Genomic DNA, 18,144 nt, shown 5'->3' with positions numbered 1-18,144 from the left:
CAATATACGCCGCCCTTCCCCGTTCCTATTAATATTATATATGTATATAAACGAATGAACACATCATTATGAAACTCAGAATATTGCTATCGGGATGTTTTTTTCTGGCATTAGCCGGTTGTACGTTTGCCTCTTCTTCCTCTCGTTACGCTTCGGCCGATCCTGTTGTGATCCATCGCTTCGATAAGGCTTTGTATCGCTTATTGGAAGAGGAGAATGCCGCCGCCGGGGAAGCAGCCTTGAAAGAGGCCTATCCGCAGATGTTGGAGATTACGGGAAAAGCCGTTCTGAATATGAAAAGTGCAGATATGCCCGGTTTTTTCGATCGTCTACTCAATTATTATTCGGAACCGACCCTGAAGAGCCTGTATCGCCAGGCGCTGCAAACGTATGAAAACACGACGGAGATCGAAGAGCAACTGGGTAGCGGTTTTGCCTGTTTGCAAGAACTCTTGCCGACACTTCCTGTTCCGGAGGTCTATATGCATGTTTCGGGCTTTGGACAGAATGTCGTGGTGGGTGAAAACCTTTTGTCTATTTCCATCGATAAGTATATGGGAGAATATTTTGCCTTGTATGAGGACTTCTTCTATGACTATCAACGGCGGAAGATGACCCCCGACTATATTGTGCCGGATTATCTGGCGGGATGGCTGATGAGTGAGTTCCCTTTCAAAGGAAATGAAAATGTGCTATTGGAACGGATGATCTATGAGGGGAAGATAAAATATTTAGTGAGCTTAGCCGTTCCGTCGATGGATCAGGCTCAGCTACTGGGCTATACGGAGGAAGATCATCACTGGATCAAACAACATGAGGGAACGGTTTGGCGTACGATTATCGAACGAAAGCACCTGTACACGCCGGATCATATCACCACCGGTCAATATTTTGAATCCCGCCCTTCTACGTTTATCTCCGACAATGCCCCGGGCAGCTTAGGGTCGTTCTTAGGTTGGCAGATTGTTGCCCGATATATGAAAGAGACCAAAGCGACCCCCGCAGCGCTGATGCAAACCACAGATGCTCAGGCTATTCTGTCGGGTGCGAAATACAAGCCCTGAAGCAAAACGGCGTCTCAGAAAAGATTTCCACCCTCGTTTTTGCAGATAAAAATAAATTCCCTACCTTTGCACCGCAAAATAAGGCCGGTCGGGTAGCTCAGCTGGATAGAGCAACAGCCTTCTAAGCTGTGGGTCATGGGTTCGAATCCCATCCTGATCACCATTTTCAATTAAGCAGTTATCTTTCGGGGTAGCTGCTTTTTTTGTTTTTATCTGTAATCTTTTATTGACTTTTACGTAGTACTTACCTTCATTTTTTCTTAAGATGATGAGCACTTGCCATGTAAGAAAAAAAAGAACAGTTATATTTGTAGTAAATCATAACCTATGGAATTAATACTCATACAAAGTAAGATATATGAAATCAGAGGTCAGCGGGTAATGCTGGATTATGATCTGGCAGAAATGTATCGGGTGGAAACGAGAATATTGAATCAAGCGGTTAAACGTAATATGAGGCGATTCCCGTCAGATTTCATGTTTCGGTTGTCTATGGAAGAATGGGAAGATATGTTGTCACAATTTGTGATGACATACCCAAGTAAGAGGCCTAAAAAAGCTATGCCTTATGCCTTCACGGAACAGGGGGTGGCTATGTTGTCAGGGCTTCTTAATAGTGAAATAGCTATAGATATGAACATCAGAATTATGCGTGCTTTTGTCGCGATGCGCAATGTGCTCACTTTCGCCAAAGAAGAAAATGTATTACCAGCTCTAATCGATCGCATCAAAGCCTTGGAAGAAGTCAGCGAAGAAACATTAGCTGCCATAAACGACCTATCGGAAGATACACAAAAAGAGTTTGATGATATTTATATTGCATTGACCGAACTGGCTGCAAAACATAAGCAAGTGAATAAGCCACGCAATCCGATCGGGTTCAGAAAGCCGGAGAACTAACCATTCACAGTTTAAATTACAGCCTCACAAAAAGAGCAGTTAAACACAAGGTTTGACTGCTCTTTTTATATAGAACCTTTTGGGATTACCCGTATTCTTGCGAAGTAATCCTCTTTAACGACTTTTATCAATATTCATAACCGGAGTGAGTCCTTCGGAAGGAACATAGATGATTTGTGGCAGGCTGCCTTTGTCGGCCAGTTTTTCAAGTGTGCGAATGAAGAGGTATTGGTTGTAGGTGCTGGTCAGGGTGCCGTTCTCAATTTTCATAGCTTCGGCCATACCTCTTGCTCTTTCGACTTCCGCTTCCGCGTTTAGCTTTTCGGCCTCCAATTTGGCTTTTGCTTCTTCAATCAGAATCTTCCTGTTTTGTTCCGCTCTTGCCATCTCTGCCTTACCGCTCATTTCCTGTTGCCATACGTTGTATTGGGGTATTCCCCACATTAAGCCGCCAATGACGATACATACAAATAGGGAAACTGCTACTGAAATGCCAAATGTTTTCATATTGTTTCTTTTTATGGATTTGTTTCACTACAAAGAAAAGAAATTTTCTTAGAAGTTGTTTTGATTTTTATTGGAGCTTATTTAGTCTTGTTTTTATCTTTGTTTGCCCATAAAGTGGGAAAGTGTAAAGACAACTTATATAGAAAACATAATGACAATCATGAAACAATTCTTGTTTATAGGAATTTTCCTATTGCTATTATCGGCCTGCGGTGGAAACAAACCGGCTGTGGAAGAGGAAGTCTATCTGTTCTCGTATTTCAAAGGAAATGGGGAAGACGGGCTTCATCTGGCTTACAGTGAGGATGGGCTGATATGGCGTACGTTGAAAAATGATGCCTCTTTTCTGACACCTATGGTTGGAAAGGATAAATTGATGCGTGATCCGAGTATTGTGCAGGATGACGAAGGGGTGTTCCATATGGTATGGACCTCCGGTTGGTGGGATCAGGGCATTGGGTATGCTTCGTCCGAAGATCTGGTGAATTGGTCTGAGCAGCGTAATATTCCTGTAATGGAGTCGTTTGAAGGGACACGCAATAGCTGGGCACCAGAATTGTACTACGATAAAGCAGATAAGACTTTCTATATCTTCTGGTCATCCACTGTGCCGGGTATGTTTCCCGAGATCGCGACATCGGATAGTGAGAAGGGGTTGAATCACCGTCAGTTTTATGTGATGACCAAAGATTTTCAAACATTTAGCGAGACAAAGGTCTTCTTCAATCCGGATTTCAGCGTCATAGACGGAGCCATTTTAGAAAAGGGCGGAACCTATTACCTGTTTGTTAAGAATGAGAATTCCAATCCTCCGGAAAAGAATATCCGGGTGACGACAAACCGAAAACCCTATGATTTCCCGACTGCCGTTTCTGATCCGATCACAGGTGACTACTGGGCAGAAGGGGCTTCGCCGCTGCAGGTGGGCGATTATATCTATGTCTATTTCGACAAATATACCCAGCGTAAGTATGGAGCCGTCCGTTCTCAAGACGGGGTGGCGTGGGAGGATGTCTCTGATCAGATTGTGTTTCCGGAAGGAACCCGCCACGGAACTGCGTTTGCTGTGAAGAAGCGTGTTTTGGATTCTTTATTGAATATGACTCAATAGCCGTTTGACAGGATCTCCTTCAAAGATCATATCATACGAACCGGTAAAGCAACAGATGACTTTACCGGTTTTTTTGTATCCATATATATGTATATTGAATATTCGCGTTTCAGAGAGATTCCCTTATTTGTTGAATATTTCTTTCGCGCAGTTGTATATTTTAGTCAGAAATTTACGATTTAATACTTTAAGTATCGGTTGGTTAATATTTGATGGGGATTGTCGAAAAAAAGTTGCAAATAATAAGTGAATAATTACTTTTGCGTACGAACCGTATCTGTCGTGTTTGAACCTTTCTGTGACAAGAAGAATGAATTCAGGTGTGTATTTCTGAGGCGTCCCCTCCCACATCATTAGGTTGATTTGTCATGAAAACATCTTGCTTAAAAGAAGAAAAAGTCAGAGTGAAAAAACAAAAATGCGTAAACTGTTATGAAGTATCAATTAAATCATTTTTCAGACGAAACTATCCATTGTGGTTTCGAGGACATATTGAATGGGAAAGTGCGATTAGCTCCCTTTTACGGAGATCCGGACAATGACTGGATTAATATGATGGCATATCTGGAGAAAGTCTATCATATGACACAATCCAGTAAGCATCCTCTTTATATGATGGCTTCCTCATCGCTTTTCAGGATTATTGAAAACAGACCGATGAGTGCGGCCTTTCTTGACTGCGGAAATATTGAAGTGAGAGTAGTCGGAGAAAATGATTATTTCATCAAAGAGCAATTGAAGAGTATACTCCCGATCGCATACAAAGAACGTTACGCCTGCGAAGACGCGGATATACCTGACTTTAAGCAGGTGTCTGACAGTCCGCACGAGTGTACGGTAGTAGCCACCTGCCCGGGACGTGACGGGCAACCTACGGTTCTTGCAACCATTCGCTTAGACTTTAATCCGCAAATCAGCGAATTGGAGATTACCCGCTTTTTTACCTTTGATCATCCGATACGAAAAGATTCTGCCGAGTTTTGCCGTTTCGCCTTTCATCCTGTTTTTGATCTATGGGTGAACAGCACAAACCCGCAGGTTCGTCATCGGGCAACCCTTATTCGTGGCCTGTTAATGCGTTTTATGTTTATGAAAGGCTTCCTGAAACATGTTGATAATATACAGAACAGGGATATCCTTTGCACCATGACAAAGAATATTGTCCTTTTTGTGAAGCGGATTAGCGGCTTTTCCTTAGTTCCGATAGAGGGGGCTAAAGTGAATCCCGACAGTGACTACTTCAGGCAGGAGAGTGAAAAATATCCGAAATATTTTATTCCTAAACTAATGGGGGCATACTATTTTGGTTTTGATATTCAAAATGCATTTATGGTATTGCCAAAAGATATGGTTGTTACATGCAAACAAAAGAAAGCATACATACACAAAGTTGGAGAGAGACCATTTGCGATGGCGGCGTATGGAGCCTGAGTCGCTTATTTGATGAACGAAAACATCACCGGACGTTCTACCCCGGGCGTCCGGTCATTATGGCTTCCACAGGGTGGAGCGATGGGCGCATTGGCCGCTTTACCGACGATGCTACTGGGCGGGAAATGATCCGCTTGCAGGATGAATCCGGGGAGACGTATGTGATTGCTGCTGCGTTATATCGAACAAATATAGTTGAGCAGACCTTCAAAAAGCTAATAGAGTCGTTGAAAGACGATGGGGAGGATCCGGTCAATCGATACATTCATGAGGAGTATGCGTTGTATCAGCAGGATGCCCGGCATTATGGACTGGAAGTTCTTTTTTTTGATGAAGTAGGAGAGGGGGATGGGCACTTTCGTCCGCGTGTTTTAATTAAACTGCCCTCTATTCCCATTTGGAAACTGGCGATTACCTTAAGTAACGGACATTTAATCAATAACCGGAAACAGACTTTCGACTGGTATCATATTCGTTTGAATATATTTAACCATCAACATATTACCGTAGCCGGAGCCAGTGTGGCCTCGCAAGCGGCTCTTTACACCACCCGGCTGATCAAGCCTTTTCTCCTGACACTGGCGGATCCCAAAGGACCCAATGCCAGCAATTTGAACCGGACGCAATACACGCTGTTCGATTTGTTGGAAGATCCTGACACCCATCAGGAGGTATCCAAAGCCATTGCCCTGGCGCGAAGTATTCATGGGCAGGATCCTTTTCAGCTTATTCATATCTACCCGGAAGGCATTACCGAAGAGAATCTGGAAGCTTTTCTGCTGGGCGAATCGGATAAGGTGGGAACGACGCCACGGACATCCCTGTTGATAGAGGCTATCGATCATTTTCCTACGAAGCGCTTATTGCTTGAGAAGGCACGCGATTGGGATATCCCTACGATCCAGTTGGCGGATGTGGGCTCTCGCGGGATCAACGGGTTTAACAGCCCGGGCGATAAGAAGCGGAAGATCCGTTTGCTTTATGGCCTGAGTGATAAAGAGGTGGCGAAAGCGTTTGCTGATCCGAGTCCGGAGACCTTTATGCAGACCGCTATGCTGGCGAGCGGTATCACCAATACGCTGGCTGAGCCTGTGGCTTTTAAGTTTCTGAAACAACAGGATGGGAATCCTTTCCGCTCTGTGCCTCAAACAGGTGAGGTAGCAGGCGCTTCCGGTGTGATGGCAGCTCGTAATGCGGCTCGCTTTGTGGTTGAGCAATACGAGGATCCGGCGGCTCGCTTCGATGGTCGCCAGCAGGTGTTCGATGTGCGAACAGGTAAGGGCATCCGGCGTTACCGAAATTCATGGATCAATGAAATACTGAACCGGGTTATAAAAAGGATCTTCCGGAAGAAGTCACTCACCTAATTCCAGGTAACACCAGATCGGATAATGGTCGGAGTATTTAACGTGATCGACTGTGCAGTTGTAGGAAGTCATAGTAGGCGAATGCAGGATATTGTCGATCCGGAAAAGGAAAAAATTCTGGTTGTAGGTGCTTCCCATGCCACGCCCGGAGGCAACAAAGGCATCTTTCAGGTTACCCTGGATGATCCGGTGGGCATACGAAAGGGGTGTGTCGTTGAAATCGCCACAGACCAGGATGTAGTCGGCTTCGGCCTTTTCGATCTCTTCAGCAATTTTTCGCGCCTGTTGGGCACGCTGCAGGAAAGCCGGTCCCAGTTTCCGGGAGAAGGTGCCGCGTATCTCATTCAATTTTTCTGTGTCGAACGATTTGATCAGACCTGAATATTGCGATTTATCCTTTTGCGTAAGCTTAAACGATTCCAGGTGGTTGTTGATCACTACCATCTTTTTTCCATTCACATCCAATTCATGATAGGCAGAACCATTGTTGTCGCTCTCGTAATCGATCGGGCGCGATCGGCGGATAGGATATTTGGAAAATAGGGCATTGCCTGTGTTCGGGCGTTGTTTGTTGAATGCAACTACTGCCCGGTAGGGATACATGGCCAGGGCTTTATGAAGAATATCTGCCGTTAATCTGTTTTTGCCCGAGGCGGCTACATTGTATTCCTGCAGACAAACGATATCGGCATCGGATTGGGCGATGTATTCTATGATGCGGTTGGGTGATTCGGTTGTATGCGGTTTGCCGGCGAAGTTCATGACGTTATAGGAGAGTACCTTGATCGTGTTTTCCCGGGGAACTTCCGTTTTGTTATGAAAAGGGAAATAGCGGGTGATAGGTCCCCAGCAGATAAGGAAACAGGCAAGCACCATAAGGAGCGGTTTCCAATCGCGTGTGAAGAGCCAATAGAGGGCATAAAAGAGATTCAATATAAACAGGATAGGGAAGCCTAAGCCCAGATAGGCCATAAACAGACTCTTCTCCGGCGAAACCTTATCGGAAAAGGCAGCAAGCAGGAATAAGATCAAAAGCAGGATATTCGCAGCCATAAACAGGTAGCGAAGCAGGATGCGAAGCGATTTCATACACTATTTCTTACTGGCGTCAAACAATTTCTTTTTTTCATCAGCAGAAAGACTTTCATAGCCGGAGCGTTTCAGTTTGTCGAGGATCGCATCAAGGTCGTTGGCCTCCTGATTTTTACGCGCGTTGTAGTCGTATTTGGATTCGGTACGCTTGTAGGTCACCTTCATCTTGGTTTTCCGTTTCCCCAGGTTGGCAAACCAGTCCATCAGCCGATTGATGGGGGCTGTCATATCTTTCCCTTTTGCATATTGAGAAGCAAACAAGATGCCCAACAGGGCGCCTCCAATATGTGCGATATGTCCTCCGGCATTGGTCGAGGTAATGGCCAACAGGTCGAGGATAAGCGAGAACAAAGCCAGCCAGATCAATTTGACACGTCCGATAAGCAATAGTTGTATTTCGTAGTCTTTGCGGTAGAACGAGACGGCAAAGACAATGGCCATAACCGAGGCAGAGGCTCCCATAAGAAAACTGTTATTTGCCATCGGGCGAAAATAGGGGAATATATTGTAAGCCAATAGGAAGAACAAAGCTCCGGCAATACCGCCCAACAGATACATGCCGCCCAGCTGGCGCTCGTTAAAGAACTGAAGGAAGATAACCCCGAACCAGTAAAGCCACAGCATATTGAAAAGAATATGCAGGAAGTCGTAATGGGTGAACATATAGGTGAACACCGTCCAGGGTCTGATCAATAACAAGCCGTAGGAGGATGGCATCTGCAGGTAGTTTAACAAGGAACTACCGTCGATATTAAACAACATAAAGAAAATAACGGCCAGGCGAATCACCAGGAAAAGGCCGACATTGATATAAATCAGTTTCATCAGGATATTACCTGAACGAAACATCTGTTTCATCTTAGTAAAAATATCGTCCATTGCTTCTGTCTTTCTTTTTCCAGTAACGAATCATAAAGAATCCGAATATCATACCACCCAAATGAGCGAAGTGAGCCACATTGTCGCCGCCGAAATTGCCAATACCGAGGAACAATTCAATCACCCCATAACCAATAACAAACCATTTGGCTTTGATAGGGATAGGCACAAACATAATATAAAGAGGAATATTAGGGAACAGCATACCAAATGCCAACAGAATGCCAAATACGGAACCGGAAGCGCCTATGGTCACGAAGAGGTTCAGAAAATCGGCTTTTGCGATAAGACGCACCCCGTTCAGATTGATTATCTCCTGACTGCTGAACAGGACATCGCGCAGGTTGATAAACCAGACTAATTCCTGTACAAGGCCAGCCCCGAGACCTGTCACCAGATAAAAGATGATAAATCGTTTGGTTCCCCATACATTTTCCAATACCCGTCCAAACATATAAACGGCAAACATATTGAAAAAGACATGTGATATGGAGCTGGTATCATGCATAAACATGTAGGTAACGATTTGCCAGATCCCGAAATCCTTGGCGCCGGGGAAATGGAGACCTAATATTTGAATCAGATCAATGCCTACTTTTGGCAGCGTGATACTGGCCAGCCAAAGGAGCAGATTGATAATGATCAAATTTTTAGTAACAGGAGGAATCGAGCTTAAAAAGCCGGAACTATTTTGGTTCATAATGGATTTTCGCATTGATTTGTACACAAAGGTAAAGTTTTTTGATATTTTTTGACTGAAAAGGGCATAAAACATAGTGTCAGAGCAAAAAAAAGAGTTATTTTTTTTGTGGAATATTAAAATAATGATACATTTGATGCCAACTTGAAAACTATAAGATTTGTTTAATATATTAACTATCAAACCATCATGAACAAAACAGAATTTATCAATGCTGTATCCGAAAAAGCAGGATTAAGCAAAGTGGATGCAAAAAAAGCAGTAGAAGCATTTGTTGAAACAGTTTCCAATGAATTGAAAGCCGGAGGTAAAGTTGCCCTTTTAGGTTTTGGCTCTTTCTCAGTAACAGAAAAAGCTGCACGCAAAGGTGTTAACCCAAAAACTAAACAGCCTATCAATATTCCTGCTCGCAAAACAGTTAAGTTTAAAGCCGGATCAGAATTGAGCGACATTGTAAAGTAACAATAGATACTTTGAAAATGGAAAGGATACAATGAAAATTGTATCCTTTTTTTGTACCTTTGCGCGCAAATAAACCGAATAAGAACACTTTATCTTATTAATATGGTCATCGAACAACAGATATCCGCCTCCATCAAGGCCGGAATAAACGCATTATACGCAGTGGAGGCTACCGATAGCCAGGTGCAACTTCAGAAGACGAAAAAAGAATTCAAAGGACATCTTACCCTGGTAGTCTTTCCTTTTTTAAAGGCATCGCGCAAATCACCCGAGCAGACAGCGCAGGAAATAGGCGCCTACCTATTGGAAAACGAACCGGCCATTGCCGATTTCAATGTGATCAAAGGCTTCCTTAACCTGACGATCGCCCCGGGAAGCTGGATCTCTCTGTTGAACACGGTACACAATCAGCCGGCCTACGGCATAGAACAGGCAACCGAAACATCTCCTTTAGTGATGGTGGAGTATTCTTCTCCCAACACAAACAAACCGCTCCACCTGGGCCATATCCGTAATAACCTCTTAGGTTTCAGCCTGGCTGAAATACTGAAAGCGAACGGAAACCGGGTAGTGAAAACCAATATTGTCAACGATCGTGGTATCCATATCTGCAAATCCATGCTGGCCTGGCAGAAATGGGGCAACGGCGCTACGCCGGAGTCTACCGGAAAGAAAGGCGATCACCTGATTGGCGACTTCTATGTATTATTCGATAAACACTACAAGCAAGAACTGAAAGAGCTGGAAGCCTCCGGTATGACCACCAAAGAGGCGGAAGCTGCCTCTACACTGATGGCCGAAGCCCGTGAGATGTTGCGCCAATGGGAAGCCGGCGATACCGAGATATATGCCCTTTGGGAAACTATGAACAGCTGGGTCTATGCCGGATTCGATGAAACTTATAAGATGATGGGTGTCGATTTCGATAAGATCTATTACGAATCACAAACCTACCTGGAAGGAAAAGGCGAAGTGCTTCGCGGCGAAAAAGAAGGAGTATTCTACCGACGTGAAGACGATTCGATATGGGCCGACCTGACCGGTGAAGGCTTGGACGAGAAATTATTGTTGCGTGCCGACGGCACTTCAGTATATATGACGCAGGATATTGGTACCGCCAAACTGCGTTTCGACGACTATCCCATCGATAAGATGATCTATGTGGTAGGCAACGAGCAGAATTACCATTTCCAGGTGCTCTCCATCCTGCTCGATAAACTGGGCTATGGCTTTGGCAAAGGCCTGGTTCATTTCTCTTACGGTATGGTAGAACTGCCCGAAGGCAAGATGAAAAGCCGGGAAGGAACCGTTGTTGACGCCGATGATCTGATGGCGGAGATGATCCAGACCGCCCGGGAGATCTCCCAGGAATTAGGGAAGTTCGATGAGATGACCAAAGAAGAGGCCGATCATATTGCCCGCATTGTTGGCCTGGGCGCCCTGAAATACTTTATATTGAAGGTGGATCCGCGCAAGAATATGACCTTCAATCCGAAAGAATCGATCGATTTCAACGGAAATACCGGCGCCTTTATCCAATATACCTACGCCCGTATCCGCTCGGTATTGCGCAAAGCCGAAGAACAAGGCATAGCCATTCCGGAAACTCTTTCACTCACCACGCCGTTGGCAGAGAAAGAAGAAGGGCTGATCCAACTGATTGCCTCGTTTGCCTCTATCGTGAAGCAGGCGGGAGAGGAATATAGTCCGGCTTTGATTGCCAACTATGTGTACGACCTGGTGAAAGAATACAACCAGTTCTACCACGATTTCTCTATCCTTCGTGAAGAAAACATCGAAAGCAAAGCGTTGCGTCTGGCTCTGTCGGCCAATGTGGCGAAGATTGTGAAGGCCGGTATGGCCCTGTTGGGCATTGAAGTCCCTGAACGGATGTAATGGCATGAGGCAGTAAGCCTCATGCGGTAGTTAAAGTAGTCAAAGAAGTTATCAGTCGCTTCGCTCCTTAGAAGTCAACATTATCTTAACGGCTTCCTTGATGGAAGTTAATCCGAAATCATCCGGATGGATCTCTTCCGGTCGAAGAATAAGAATCTCTGCCGCGTCATCATTTGGCGCGGCAGTTTCGTATGTGTCCACTTCACAAGCAAAGAAAAGATCCATGGTCGGCACGGTCAGGCCGGAATACAAATACTCATTCGGCAAAGAAAAAAGATATTGGCAGGACGAAACATCCAGGTTGGTCTCCTCTTTCACCTCCCGACGGGCGGCCTCTTCCGCCGTTTCGTTGAGGTCGGTAAAGCCTCCGGGCAGATCCAATGTGCCTTTGGCAGGCTCTTTCCCGCGACGAACGATCAGGTATTCCCCCGCTTTGTTACGGATAAAGCAGGCAACAGCCGCGGACGGGTTGATATAGTAAATATACCCACACAATCCGCAGCTTTTTGATTTCTCATTGCGCACAGCAAATCCTTTGCTTCCGCATTTCGGACAATAAATAAAAAGGTCTAAGGGATGGCTCATGCCTCCACCCCTTTTGTTTCCCAGCCTAACGCGCTGGCGCCAAGCACAGCGGCGTCACTCTCTTTCAGTTGCGAGAACAATAGTTTTGTCTTACCCGAAAATACCTTCAATACATTCTTTTCCATCGCTTCCCGGATCGGATTCATGATCAGGTCGCCGGCTTTTGTCAGCCCGCCAAAGAGAATGATGGCTTCCGGACTGGAGAAAGCAACAAAGTCGGCAAAGGCTTCGCCCAGCATCTGTCCGGTCGATTGGAAGATCTCCAGCGCAATCTTATCGCCTTTCATGGCGGCATCGAATACATCTTTCGAGGTGATCTCGTCCGGATCGAGTTCGCGCAGGATGCTCTCATCGTTCCGGATCTCCAGGTATTCGCGTGCGGTACGTGCCACACCGGTGGCTGAGGTATAGGTCTCCAGGCAACCATGACGTCCGCAACCACATAGGCGTCCGTTGTGACGGCGCACAATCACATGTCCCAGTTCGCCGGCAAACCCGTCGTGTCCGTACACTAAGTTGCCACCTGTCACAATACCGCTACCCACGCCGGTGCCTAAGGTAATCACAATAAAGTCTTTCATGCCGCGAGCCGCTCCGTAGGTCATTTCACCAATGGCAGCCGCGTTGGCGTCGTTGGTCAAGGTGACGGGAATGCCTCCCAACGCATCGCTGATCAGTTGCGCCAAGGGAATTGTTCCCTTCCAGGGCAGATTGGGAGCAAATTCGATGCATCCGGTGAAGTAGTTGCCGTTAGGCGCCCCGACACCAATGCCTTTTATCTTGTCTTTACCGCCAGCCTGGGCAATTACCAGGTTGAGACCTTGCGCCAGCTCAGCGACATAATCATTCACATCACTGTATTTGCCGGTCTTAATCGATCCGCTGTACAGGATCGTTCCTCTGGCGTCGACTACGCCAAACACGGTATTGGTACCACCGATATCAATACCTATTACATACGTTTTTTCCATGATTGTCTATTTTAGATGAATAATGAAGTTTCTGTTTTGCAAATATAAAAACATCAACGAATCGGAAGCACTTCTATCCAATAATCATCCGGATCGTTGATGAAATAGAGTCCCATTTCGTGGTTTTCGAAACACACCCAGCCATTTTCTTTATGAAAAGCGCGGATCTCGTCGTAATTGCCATCGACACGAAAGCAAAGGTGGCTCTCGTTATCCCCCAATTCGTACGGTTCATGACGATCTCTCAACCAGGTCAGTTCCAATAGAAAACCTGTTTGTTTGTCGCCCATATACACCAATATAAACGAACCGTCGTCGGCTACTTTCCGGTGATGTTCGCTCAGTCCCAATGCTTTTTGATAGAAAGCGATGCTTTTCTCCAAGTCGATCACATTGATATTGAAATGATCGAAACGTGCTTTTATCTCCATATTATTATATGTATTAATTAAAATTCAACAAATTGTCCTTTCTCTTTCCAGCATACGCAGGGTGTCTCCTTTTCGCGGGCATAGTGACAAAACGAAGGAAGCGCCTGATAGGATTCTGCAAAATGCATAGGAGCAAACAGGTCGACATGAATCCGGTCGATGAATTGCTCCGCCCCCAAGGCATAATCATCTCCCAAACGCGGATCAACCGGAAACATCGCCAGGTCGAGATGCGTTGTTGTTTGCTGCAAAAGCGCCACCTCGTTCAGGTAGTCACGCTCCATCACAGCTATCTCTTCCGGAGTCGATTCCGCTTTCCAATGCCAGTTGTTCAGATCGCCCGCATGGAAAATCTCTTTTCCTTCCGCGCGAATCAGGAAAGAGATGCCCGCGTCGGTCGACCCGAATGCCTTGATCGAGAGCTTTTCGTCTTCATACGATTCGCCTTTCAACAGGTAAACCGCCTCTTCCTCTCCGGCTTTTCGATGATGCAGGATGTCGCGCGAGAAGATATAGGTGATGTTCTCTTTCTTTTTTTTCCAGGCGAGTATCTCTTTGTTGAAATGATCGGGGTGTGCATGCGACGAGAGTATATAAAGCGGGCTTTCTCGTTTCAATAGCTCATCATGTACATAGCCATGATGCGGATGAAATCCCGTATCTTTATAGTAATCAATCAGGATCGCGAAATCGGCAGCTTCAATCACAAAGCCACTGTGAAAGACATAAATCAATTTCATAACGTACAAATATACGCAATTCCCCTGAAAACGAACTCTTCCGGTATAAACTATTTATGCCTCCTCCGATGACACCAACAACTGCGCAGTCCGCTGCCGGTAGGTGCGCTGGGTGACCTGTGCCGACCGACCGGCGCGGAACATAAAGACAGGTATCGCATCCGCGGGAATATGCAAATGATGGTCGGCAATCGCTTTGGCTTTCTTTAATTTTTTAATATCCGACGGTTTAAAGGCCGCCTCTCCTTCCAAATGCGTACGCAAGGTGAGTAGGGGCAGGGCGGCAAGCGGTTGAAGGGCATATCCTTCCCGCTCCAGTTCGCACCATACCCGTTCGATGGCACGACCAGCACGCACGATAGTTGTTTCCGAAAACGACCGGACACACACCAGGCCGATGCCACCGCTCATCACTACGCTCATCGCGCCAAAGAGAGGCATTGCCAATCCGGCGCCGAAATAGCGAGCCACCCGCATGACCGACCATTTGCGCATCGACCGCATATAGATATCTCCCATAAGCCCCGCCTGCAGGTTCTTGAGCGGCATGCCGGTGCGAAACTCATCCGGCACCACTTCCTGTCCCCGCTTGTCTTTCGGGATCGCTTTGAAATGAAGGATTTTCATCAGGTATTCATGCAGATCCTGCCGGGCGACGCGCACCATATCCGCCAGGTAAACCGTATGAGCCAGCGGGCGACGCCATGCCTTTTCCTCATTATATAATAAGAATGTATCGGCTTCCTGAGAAGTGGTAGCCACCATCTTTTCCCAGATGCCTTTGTCGATCTGACTGGTGGAAAACATACGCCGGTTGGTGCATCGGTTGAGGATGGCTTTTTCGATGGATTCATTCTGTGGCTTGCCGCTCATGGCGAAATGAATATGCGCCACCTCATCGCGCCCTTCTCCGTAAGGAAATAACTCAACCGTTGCTTCGAGGCCTTTCACTTCGGCCATATAAACCATGTTCTGCAGGGCTGCACCGCAGGCAATCAGTGAAGCCACCTGCTGCACATTGAAAAAAGAGTCGTCCGCCCCGCGGTTGATAAATAAGGTGATGCAATCCTCGCCGATAGCGAACCGCCACGGCTGTACATTATCGCCCGAAGGAGCCATAATGCCGAAGCGCACGATTTCCAACAATACATCGTTCGCAATAGCCTGGTCGCGAATGGCTTTTTCTGTTTTTTTTACGGGTGAATCAGACGCTATGTTTTCCATATGTTATTTCCTGTTTAGTTGATAAATGGTTTTCTCTTTCGCAATAATACTTATTTTGTTCCTGAAAAACCCCAGCCCATCCGAAGAAATATTCCTCTGAGCGATTGTTTTTTACGATCGAACAACTGGCGTGTATTTGTGTCTATTGATATATTGTAATAATTGAAGATAAAAAGGGTATGCCCACAGGCGTTGAACTCCTAATAACCCCCAGTGAAGAGAGCGAAGCGAACGACTGGGGGGTGAGCGAATGTAGAAACAAACCAACGCCGAAAGGTGTTGAATTAAACAATTGAACCCTTTTCGGGTTCATGAGATGTTAGATCCTTTTATGCATACCCCCAGTCGTTCGCTCTGCTCTCTTCACTGGGGGTTATTAGGAATTAAATCCCTTTCGGGATTTTCCTGAAACATCTTCAAATTCTTTCCTTTTTGAAGAAATCAGTAACTCACCCCCTCTCTTGTGGAGAACCGGAGGTCGCTTAGCGATAGCGTAAAGCAAAGGGGCAGGGGGAGAGGTGATCTCTTTTCTCGAATTGTTAAAAACTCGATTGTAAGCAAAACGCCTGTTTTACTTACAAATCCATACGTTAAAAAGTGTTTCTCCCGGGAGTTTGTCTTCGAAGTCCCGCTTTTTTACGCGCAAAGTCCCTCGGAAATTACAAATCGTAAATTGGGGGTTTTGTCAAAAACAGGCAAATTAACATATATTCACATTGTTGTAAGGTCTCTGAATCAGGATTCAGGCAGATGGAGTTTTTCCCATTTTTATTCTCACCCGCATGAAATTTTTTTTTTCTTAGGGTCGAAAAATCATGAGAATTTCTTGTCCTCCCTTCGTCCATTCTCCGCTTTATTGCGGTACTTTCTTGTTTTTTTAAGAAAAAGATGTACTTTTGACAGAAAGCAGCACACGCAGATACTATAGAATTGATGTCCGCCGAAAACCACACGCAACAGATGACGGCTTTGGAAGATTTGTTTAAAAGCCTTTATTTCCCTCTCAGAGCATATGCCTTTCGTTTTATATGCAACAAAGAGATGGCGGAAGATATCGTGCAGGATGTTTTTTTTGAGCTTTGGTCGCGGCGTGATACGATACGTCTCGAAGATAAAAACGCCGTTAAATCCTATCTGTTTAAGTCTGCATACAATCGTTCGATCAACCTTTTAAAGTCAGGGGTTCTGTATAATAATGCTCCTCTTGAAGAAACCAATGAAACGCAAATCATAGATAGTTATCTGTCGCAACACCTGCGCAACCAGGAACATTCTCTATTATTGAAAGAGCTGGAAGATGAGATCGCGGGATATGTAGAAAGTCTCCCTCCCCAGTGTAAAAACATCTTTCTCATGAGCCGCACCTATGGCCTGAAAAACAAAGAGATTGCCGAGCAATTGGGGATCAGCGTCAAGGCCGTTGAAAAGCAAATTAGTAAAGCTATCTCCGGATTAAGAGAACACTTAGACAAAAAAGACCTTTTGTTTCTTTGTTGGCTCTTTTCAATCTATTTTTGAAATAAACGAAAAAAATAGCTGTATCCCGGGTAGGGTAAGGCTCTTTTTTTTTGTATTATATATATGATGGAGAAAGAAACAAACAACAACATAGTAGATCCGCACGATCTGATAATCTGTTATCTGGATGGTGTAGCCTCTTTGGAAGAAAAGAAAGAATTGTTGCAGTGGTTGCAATCATCGGATGAAAACAAGAATGACTTCATAGAAATACGTGATTTATGGCTTGCCTGTGATTCGGCTGTGGGTCATCATGTCGAGATGGATATTGCCTTGGAACGCCTGCGAAGCAGGGTATTCTCTGCCGAACAAAACCGGGTCTCGCGTAAACGTTTTCGCATCTCATGGCAACACGTGGCTGCTGCTTTCCTTGTGTTATTGAGTATCGGCTATGGCATATATGGCCAGCGGACGGTCGTTGAGACTGTTCGGGAAATTGTTATTCAAAATCAGCTTATTACAGCTAAAGGAAGTAAGGGGCAATTCATATTGCCTGACGGTTCGATTGTCTGGTTGAATTCCGGGAGCAAATTGATCTATCCTGAACAGTTTGAGGAGGGGTGTCGATTGGTGACACTGGAGGGAGAAGCCTATTTCCAGGTGACAGAAGATAAAAGTAGGCCTTTTATTGTGCAGGCAAAAGATGTCGAGATAGAAGTGTTGGGTACTTCCTTTAATATATCCAACCATGCGGCGTTGAACACGGTTGAGACCGTATTGATAACAGGAAGCATCGAGGCCAATATAAATGCTACGGGCGAAACATTCTTGTTGAAACCGAACGAATTGCTCACCTACGAAAAAGAGACAGGAGAAGCAATCACAGAGATCACCTCGGCGCAGTATCATATCGATTGGATCAAAGATCGATTAATCTTCGACAACGATCGTCTTTCCGATATTATCACCAGTTTGGAGGGGTGGTATGCTGTCCGGATCGATTGTCCAAAATATTTCTCAGAGAAGCAACGGTTATCCTTCACCGTACGAGGAGAAAACCTGGAGGAGATTTTGCTTGCCATGAGTCTGATCATCCCTATAAAATATACGATCAATGAGAATCAGGTTAAAATAGACCCTTTAAAAAACTAATACTCACAATTAACAGAGATTTATTCACCTTAAAATTTAATACATATGGCATAAAACAAACACTACAAAAAAAGAATAGACGGATGTGAGACATCCGCCTATCTATCAAGACTTAAATTAATACAAAAATGATCACAACTCCCGCCAGAGATCCTGTGATCTATGTTTAACATT

At 45.3% G+C, this 18,144-nt stretch carries 17 protein-coding genes, 1 tRNA gene and 1 pseudogene; 10 read left to right on the top strand and 9 right to left on the bottom strand.

The window, feature by feature from the left end; translation table 11 throughout:
* The first annotated feature begins 68 nt into the window (after positions 1 to 68).
* From M2137_RS08315 to M2137_RS08305, 3 genes are all read left to right on the top strand, one after another.
* Entirely contained in the window at positions 69 to 1,064 is a 996-nt protein-coding gene (locus tag M2137_RS08315) for a gliding motility protein GldB (RefSeq protein WP_280765982.1), read from the top strand.
* Positions 1,065 to 1,150: 86 nt separating this feature from the next.
* Positions 1,151 to 1,227 (top strand) — tRNA-Arg (locus tag M2137_RS08310).
* Positions 1,228 to 1,391: 164 nt separating this feature from the next.
* On the top strand, positions 1,392 to 1,964 hold the full coding sequence (locus M2137_RS08305; protein ID WP_280765981.1) for an ORF6N domain-containing protein: 573 nt from the start codon (positions 1,392 to 1,394) through the stop codon (positions 1,962 to 1,964).
* 114 nt (positions 1,965 to 2,078) lie between these two features.
* Here the strand turns inward: M2137_RS08305 and M2137_RS08300 are convergent, their stop codons facing one another.
* Positions 2,079 to 2,471, bottom strand: a complete 393-nt coding sequence (locus M2137_RS08300) for a hypothetical protein (RefSeq protein WP_280765980.1) — start codon at positions 2,469 to 2,471, stop codon at positions 2,079 to 2,081.
* A gap of 160 nt (positions 2,472 to 2,631) precedes the next feature.
* Here M2137_RS08300 and M2137_RS08295 point away from each other — a divergent pair.
* From M2137_RS08295 to M2137_RS08285, 3 genes and pseudogenes are all read left to right on the top strand, one after another.
* Positions 2,632 to 3,567: pseudogene (locus M2137_RS08295) on the top strand (glycoside hydrolase family 43 protein); the annotation flags it as partial.
* 447 nt (positions 3,568 to 4,014) lie between these two features.
* The gene (locus M2137_RS08290; protein WP_280765978.1) at positions 4,015 to 5,013 is read left to right on the top strand and encodes a hypothetical protein; all 999 of its coding nucleotides are present in this window, start codon (positions 4,015 to 4,017) and stop codon (positions 5,011 to 5,013) included.
* Complete coding sequence (locus M2137_RS08285) at positions 4,941 to 6,380, top strand: hypothetical protein (RefSeq protein ID WP_280765977.1); 1,440 nt, start codon at positions 4,941 to 4,943, stop codon at positions 6,378 to 6,380. The genes M2137_RS08290 and M2137_RS08285 overlap by 73 nt, the downstream gene beginning before the upstream one ends.
* On the opposite strand, the gene M2137_RS08280 is transcribed toward M2137_RS08285, so the two are convergent.
* The 3 genes from M2137_RS08280 to M2137_RS08270 are packed head-to-tail and all read right to left on the bottom strand — an operon-like array spanning position 6,369 to position 9,054.
* A complete protein-coding gene (locus tag M2137_RS08280; protein ID WP_280765976.1) occupies positions 6,369 to 7,469 on the bottom strand; it encodes an endonuclease/exonuclease/phosphatase family protein in 1,101 nt (366 codons plus the stop codon). The genes M2137_RS08285 and M2137_RS08280 overlap by 12 nt on opposite strands.
* Positions 7,470 to 7,472: 3 nt before the next feature.
* Positions 7,473 to 8,351, bottom strand: coding sequence for a rhomboid family intramembrane serine protease (locus M2137_RS08275; RefSeq protein WP_280765975.1), 879 nt, complete (start codon positions 8,349 to 8,351; stop codon positions 7,473 to 7,475).
* Entirely contained in the window at positions 8,332 to 9,054 is a 723-nt protein-coding gene (locus M2137_RS08270) for a rhomboid family intramembrane serine protease (protein ID WP_280766029.1), read from the bottom strand. Before M2137_RS08270 ends, M2137_RS08275 begins: the two co-directional genes overlap by 20 nt.
* 186 nt (positions 9,055 to 9,240) lie before the next feature.
* On the opposite strand from M2137_RS08270, the gene M2137_RS08265 reads away from it, so the two are divergent.
* Both M2137_RS08265 and argS read left to right on the top strand, forming a co-directional pair.
* On the top strand, positions 9,241 to 9,513 hold the full coding sequence (locus M2137_RS08265) for an HU family DNA-binding protein (protein WP_280765974.1): 273 nt from the start codon (positions 9,241 to 9,243) through the stop codon (positions 9,511 to 9,513).
* 102 nt (positions 9,514 to 9,615) lie between these two features.
* Positions 9,616 to 11,409 (top strand): arginine--tRNA ligase, encoded by a 1,794-nt coding sequence (gene argS, locus M2137_RS08260; protein WP_280765973.1) that lies wholly within the window; start codon positions 9,616 to 9,618, stop codon positions 11,407 to 11,409.
* 51 nt (positions 11,410 to 11,460) lie between these two features.
* Here argS and M2137_RS08255 read toward each other — a convergent pair whose 3' ends face one another.
* From M2137_RS08255 to M2137_RS08235, 5 genes are read right to left on the bottom strand one after another with little or no spacing between them, the layout of a single operon-like run.
* Positions 11,461 to 11,994 carry an NUDIX domain-containing protein gene (locus tag M2137_RS08255; protein WP_280765972.1) on the bottom strand — a complete coding sequence of 178 codons (534 nt, stop codon included), beginning with the start codon at positions 11,992 to 11,994 and terminating at the stop codon, positions 11,461 to 11,463.
* A complete protein-coding gene (locus M2137_RS08250; protein ID WP_280765971.1) occupies positions 11,991 to 12,965 on the bottom strand; it encodes an ROK family protein in 975 nt (324 codons plus the stop codon). The genes M2137_RS08255 and M2137_RS08250 overlap by 4 nt, the downstream gene beginning before the upstream one ends.
* A gap of 53 nt (positions 12,966 to 13,018) precedes the next feature.
* Entirely contained in the window at positions 13,019 to 13,396 is a 378-nt protein-coding gene (locus M2137_RS08245; RefSeq protein ID WP_280765970.1) for a VOC family protein, read from the bottom strand.
* A 17-nt stretch (positions 13,397 to 13,413) separates the two neighbouring features.
* Entirely contained in the window at positions 13,414 to 14,136 is a 723-nt protein-coding gene (locus M2137_RS08240; protein WP_280765969.1) for an MBL fold metallo-hydrolase, read from the bottom strand.
* Between the two features lie 54 nt (positions 14,137 to 14,190).
* Positions 14,191 to 15,360 carry a hypothetical protein gene (locus tag M2137_RS08235; protein WP_280765968.1) on the bottom strand — a complete coding sequence of 390 codons (1,170 nt, stop codon included), beginning with the start codon at positions 15,358 to 15,360 and terminating at the stop codon, positions 14,191 to 14,193.
* Between the two features lie 960 nt (positions 15,361 to 16,320).
* On the opposite strand from M2137_RS08235, the gene M2137_RS08230 reads away from it, so the two are divergent.
* The gene (locus M2137_RS08230) at positions 16,321 to 16,878 is read left to right on the top strand and encodes an RNA polymerase sigma-70 factor (protein WP_280765967.1); all 558 of its coding nucleotides are present in this window, start codon (positions 16,321 to 16,323) and stop codon (positions 16,876 to 16,878) included.
* Between the two features lie 63 nt (positions 16,879 to 16,941).
* Entirely contained in the window at positions 16,942 to 17,970 is a 1,029-nt protein-coding gene (locus M2137_RS08225) for a FecR domain-containing protein (RefSeq protein WP_280765966.1), read from the top strand.
* Positions 17,971 to 18,144 lie beyond the last annotated feature (174 nt).

Source organism: Parabacteroides sp. PFB2-10 (assembly GCF_029893085.1).
Lineage (GTDB): Bacteria > Bacteroidota > Bacteroidia > Bacteroidales > Tannerellaceae > QVMG01.
The sequence above is the reverse complement of the archived record's forward strand: the minus strand, read 5'-3'. Positions and strand labels throughout refer to the sequence as shown.

Excerpts from the sequence above, each read along its gene's own strand:
- M2137_RS08315 (WP_280765982.1), top strand. The coding sequence starts at position 69 with ATGAAACTCAGAATATTGCTATCGGGATGTTTTTTTCTGGCATTAGCC.
- M2137_RS08305 (WP_280765981.1), top strand. The coding sequence starts at position 1,392 with ATGGAATTAATACTCATACAAAGTAAGATATATGAAATCAGAGGTCAG.
- M2137_RS08300 (WP_280765980.1), bottom strand. The coding sequence starts at position 2,471 with ATGAAAACATTTGGCATTTCAGTAGCAGTTTCCCTATTTGTATGTATC.
- M2137_RS08290 (WP_280765978.1), top strand. The coding sequence starts at position 4,015 with ATGAAGTATCAATTAAATCATTTTTCAGACGAAACTATCCATTGTGGT.
- M2137_RS08285 (WP_280765977.1), top strand. The coding sequence starts at position 4,941 with ATGCAAACAAAAGAAAGCATACATACACAAAGTTGGAGAGAGACCATT.
- M2137_RS08280 (WP_280765976.1), bottom strand. The coding sequence starts at position 7,469 with ATGAAATCGCTTCGCATCCTGCTTCGCTACCTGTTTATGGCTGCGAAT.
- M2137_RS08275 (WP_280765975.1), bottom strand. The coding sequence starts at position 8,351 with ATGGACGATATTTTTACTAAGATGAAACAGATGTTTCGTTCAGGTAAT.
- M2137_RS08265 (WP_280765974.1), top strand. The coding sequence starts at position 9,241 with ATGAACAAAACAGAATTTATCAATGCTGTATCCGAAAAAGCAGGATTA.
- argS (WP_280765973.1), top strand. The coding sequence starts at position 9,616 with ATGGTCATCGAACAACAGATATCCGCCTCCATCAAGGCCGGAATAAAC.
- M2137_RS08255 (WP_280765972.1), bottom strand. The coding sequence starts at position 11,994 with ATGAGCCATCCCTTAGACCTTTTTATTTATTGTCCGAAATGCGGAAGC.
- M2137_RS08250 (WP_280765971.1), bottom strand. The coding sequence starts at position 12,965 with ATGGAAAAAACGTATGTAATAGGTATTGATATCGGTGGTACCAATACC.
- M2137_RS08245 (WP_280765970.1), bottom strand. The coding sequence starts at position 13,396 with ATGGAGATAAAAGCACGTTTCGATCATTTCAATATCAATGTGATCGAC.
- M2137_RS08240 (WP_280765969.1), bottom strand. The coding sequence starts at position 14,136 with ATGAAATTGATTTATGTCTTTCACAGTGGCTTTGTGATTGAAGCTGCC.
- M2137_RS08235 (WP_280765968.1), bottom strand. The coding sequence starts at position 15,360 with ATGGAAAACATAGCGTCTGATTCACCCGTAAAAAAAACAGAAAAAGCC.
- M2137_RS08230 (WP_280765967.1), top strand. The coding sequence starts at position 16,321 with ATGACGGCTTTGGAAGATTTGTTTAAAAGCCTTTATTTCCCTCTCAGA.
- M2137_RS08225 (WP_280765966.1), top strand. The coding sequence starts at position 16,942 with ATGATGGAGAAAGAAACAAACAACAACATAGTAGATCCGCACGATCTG.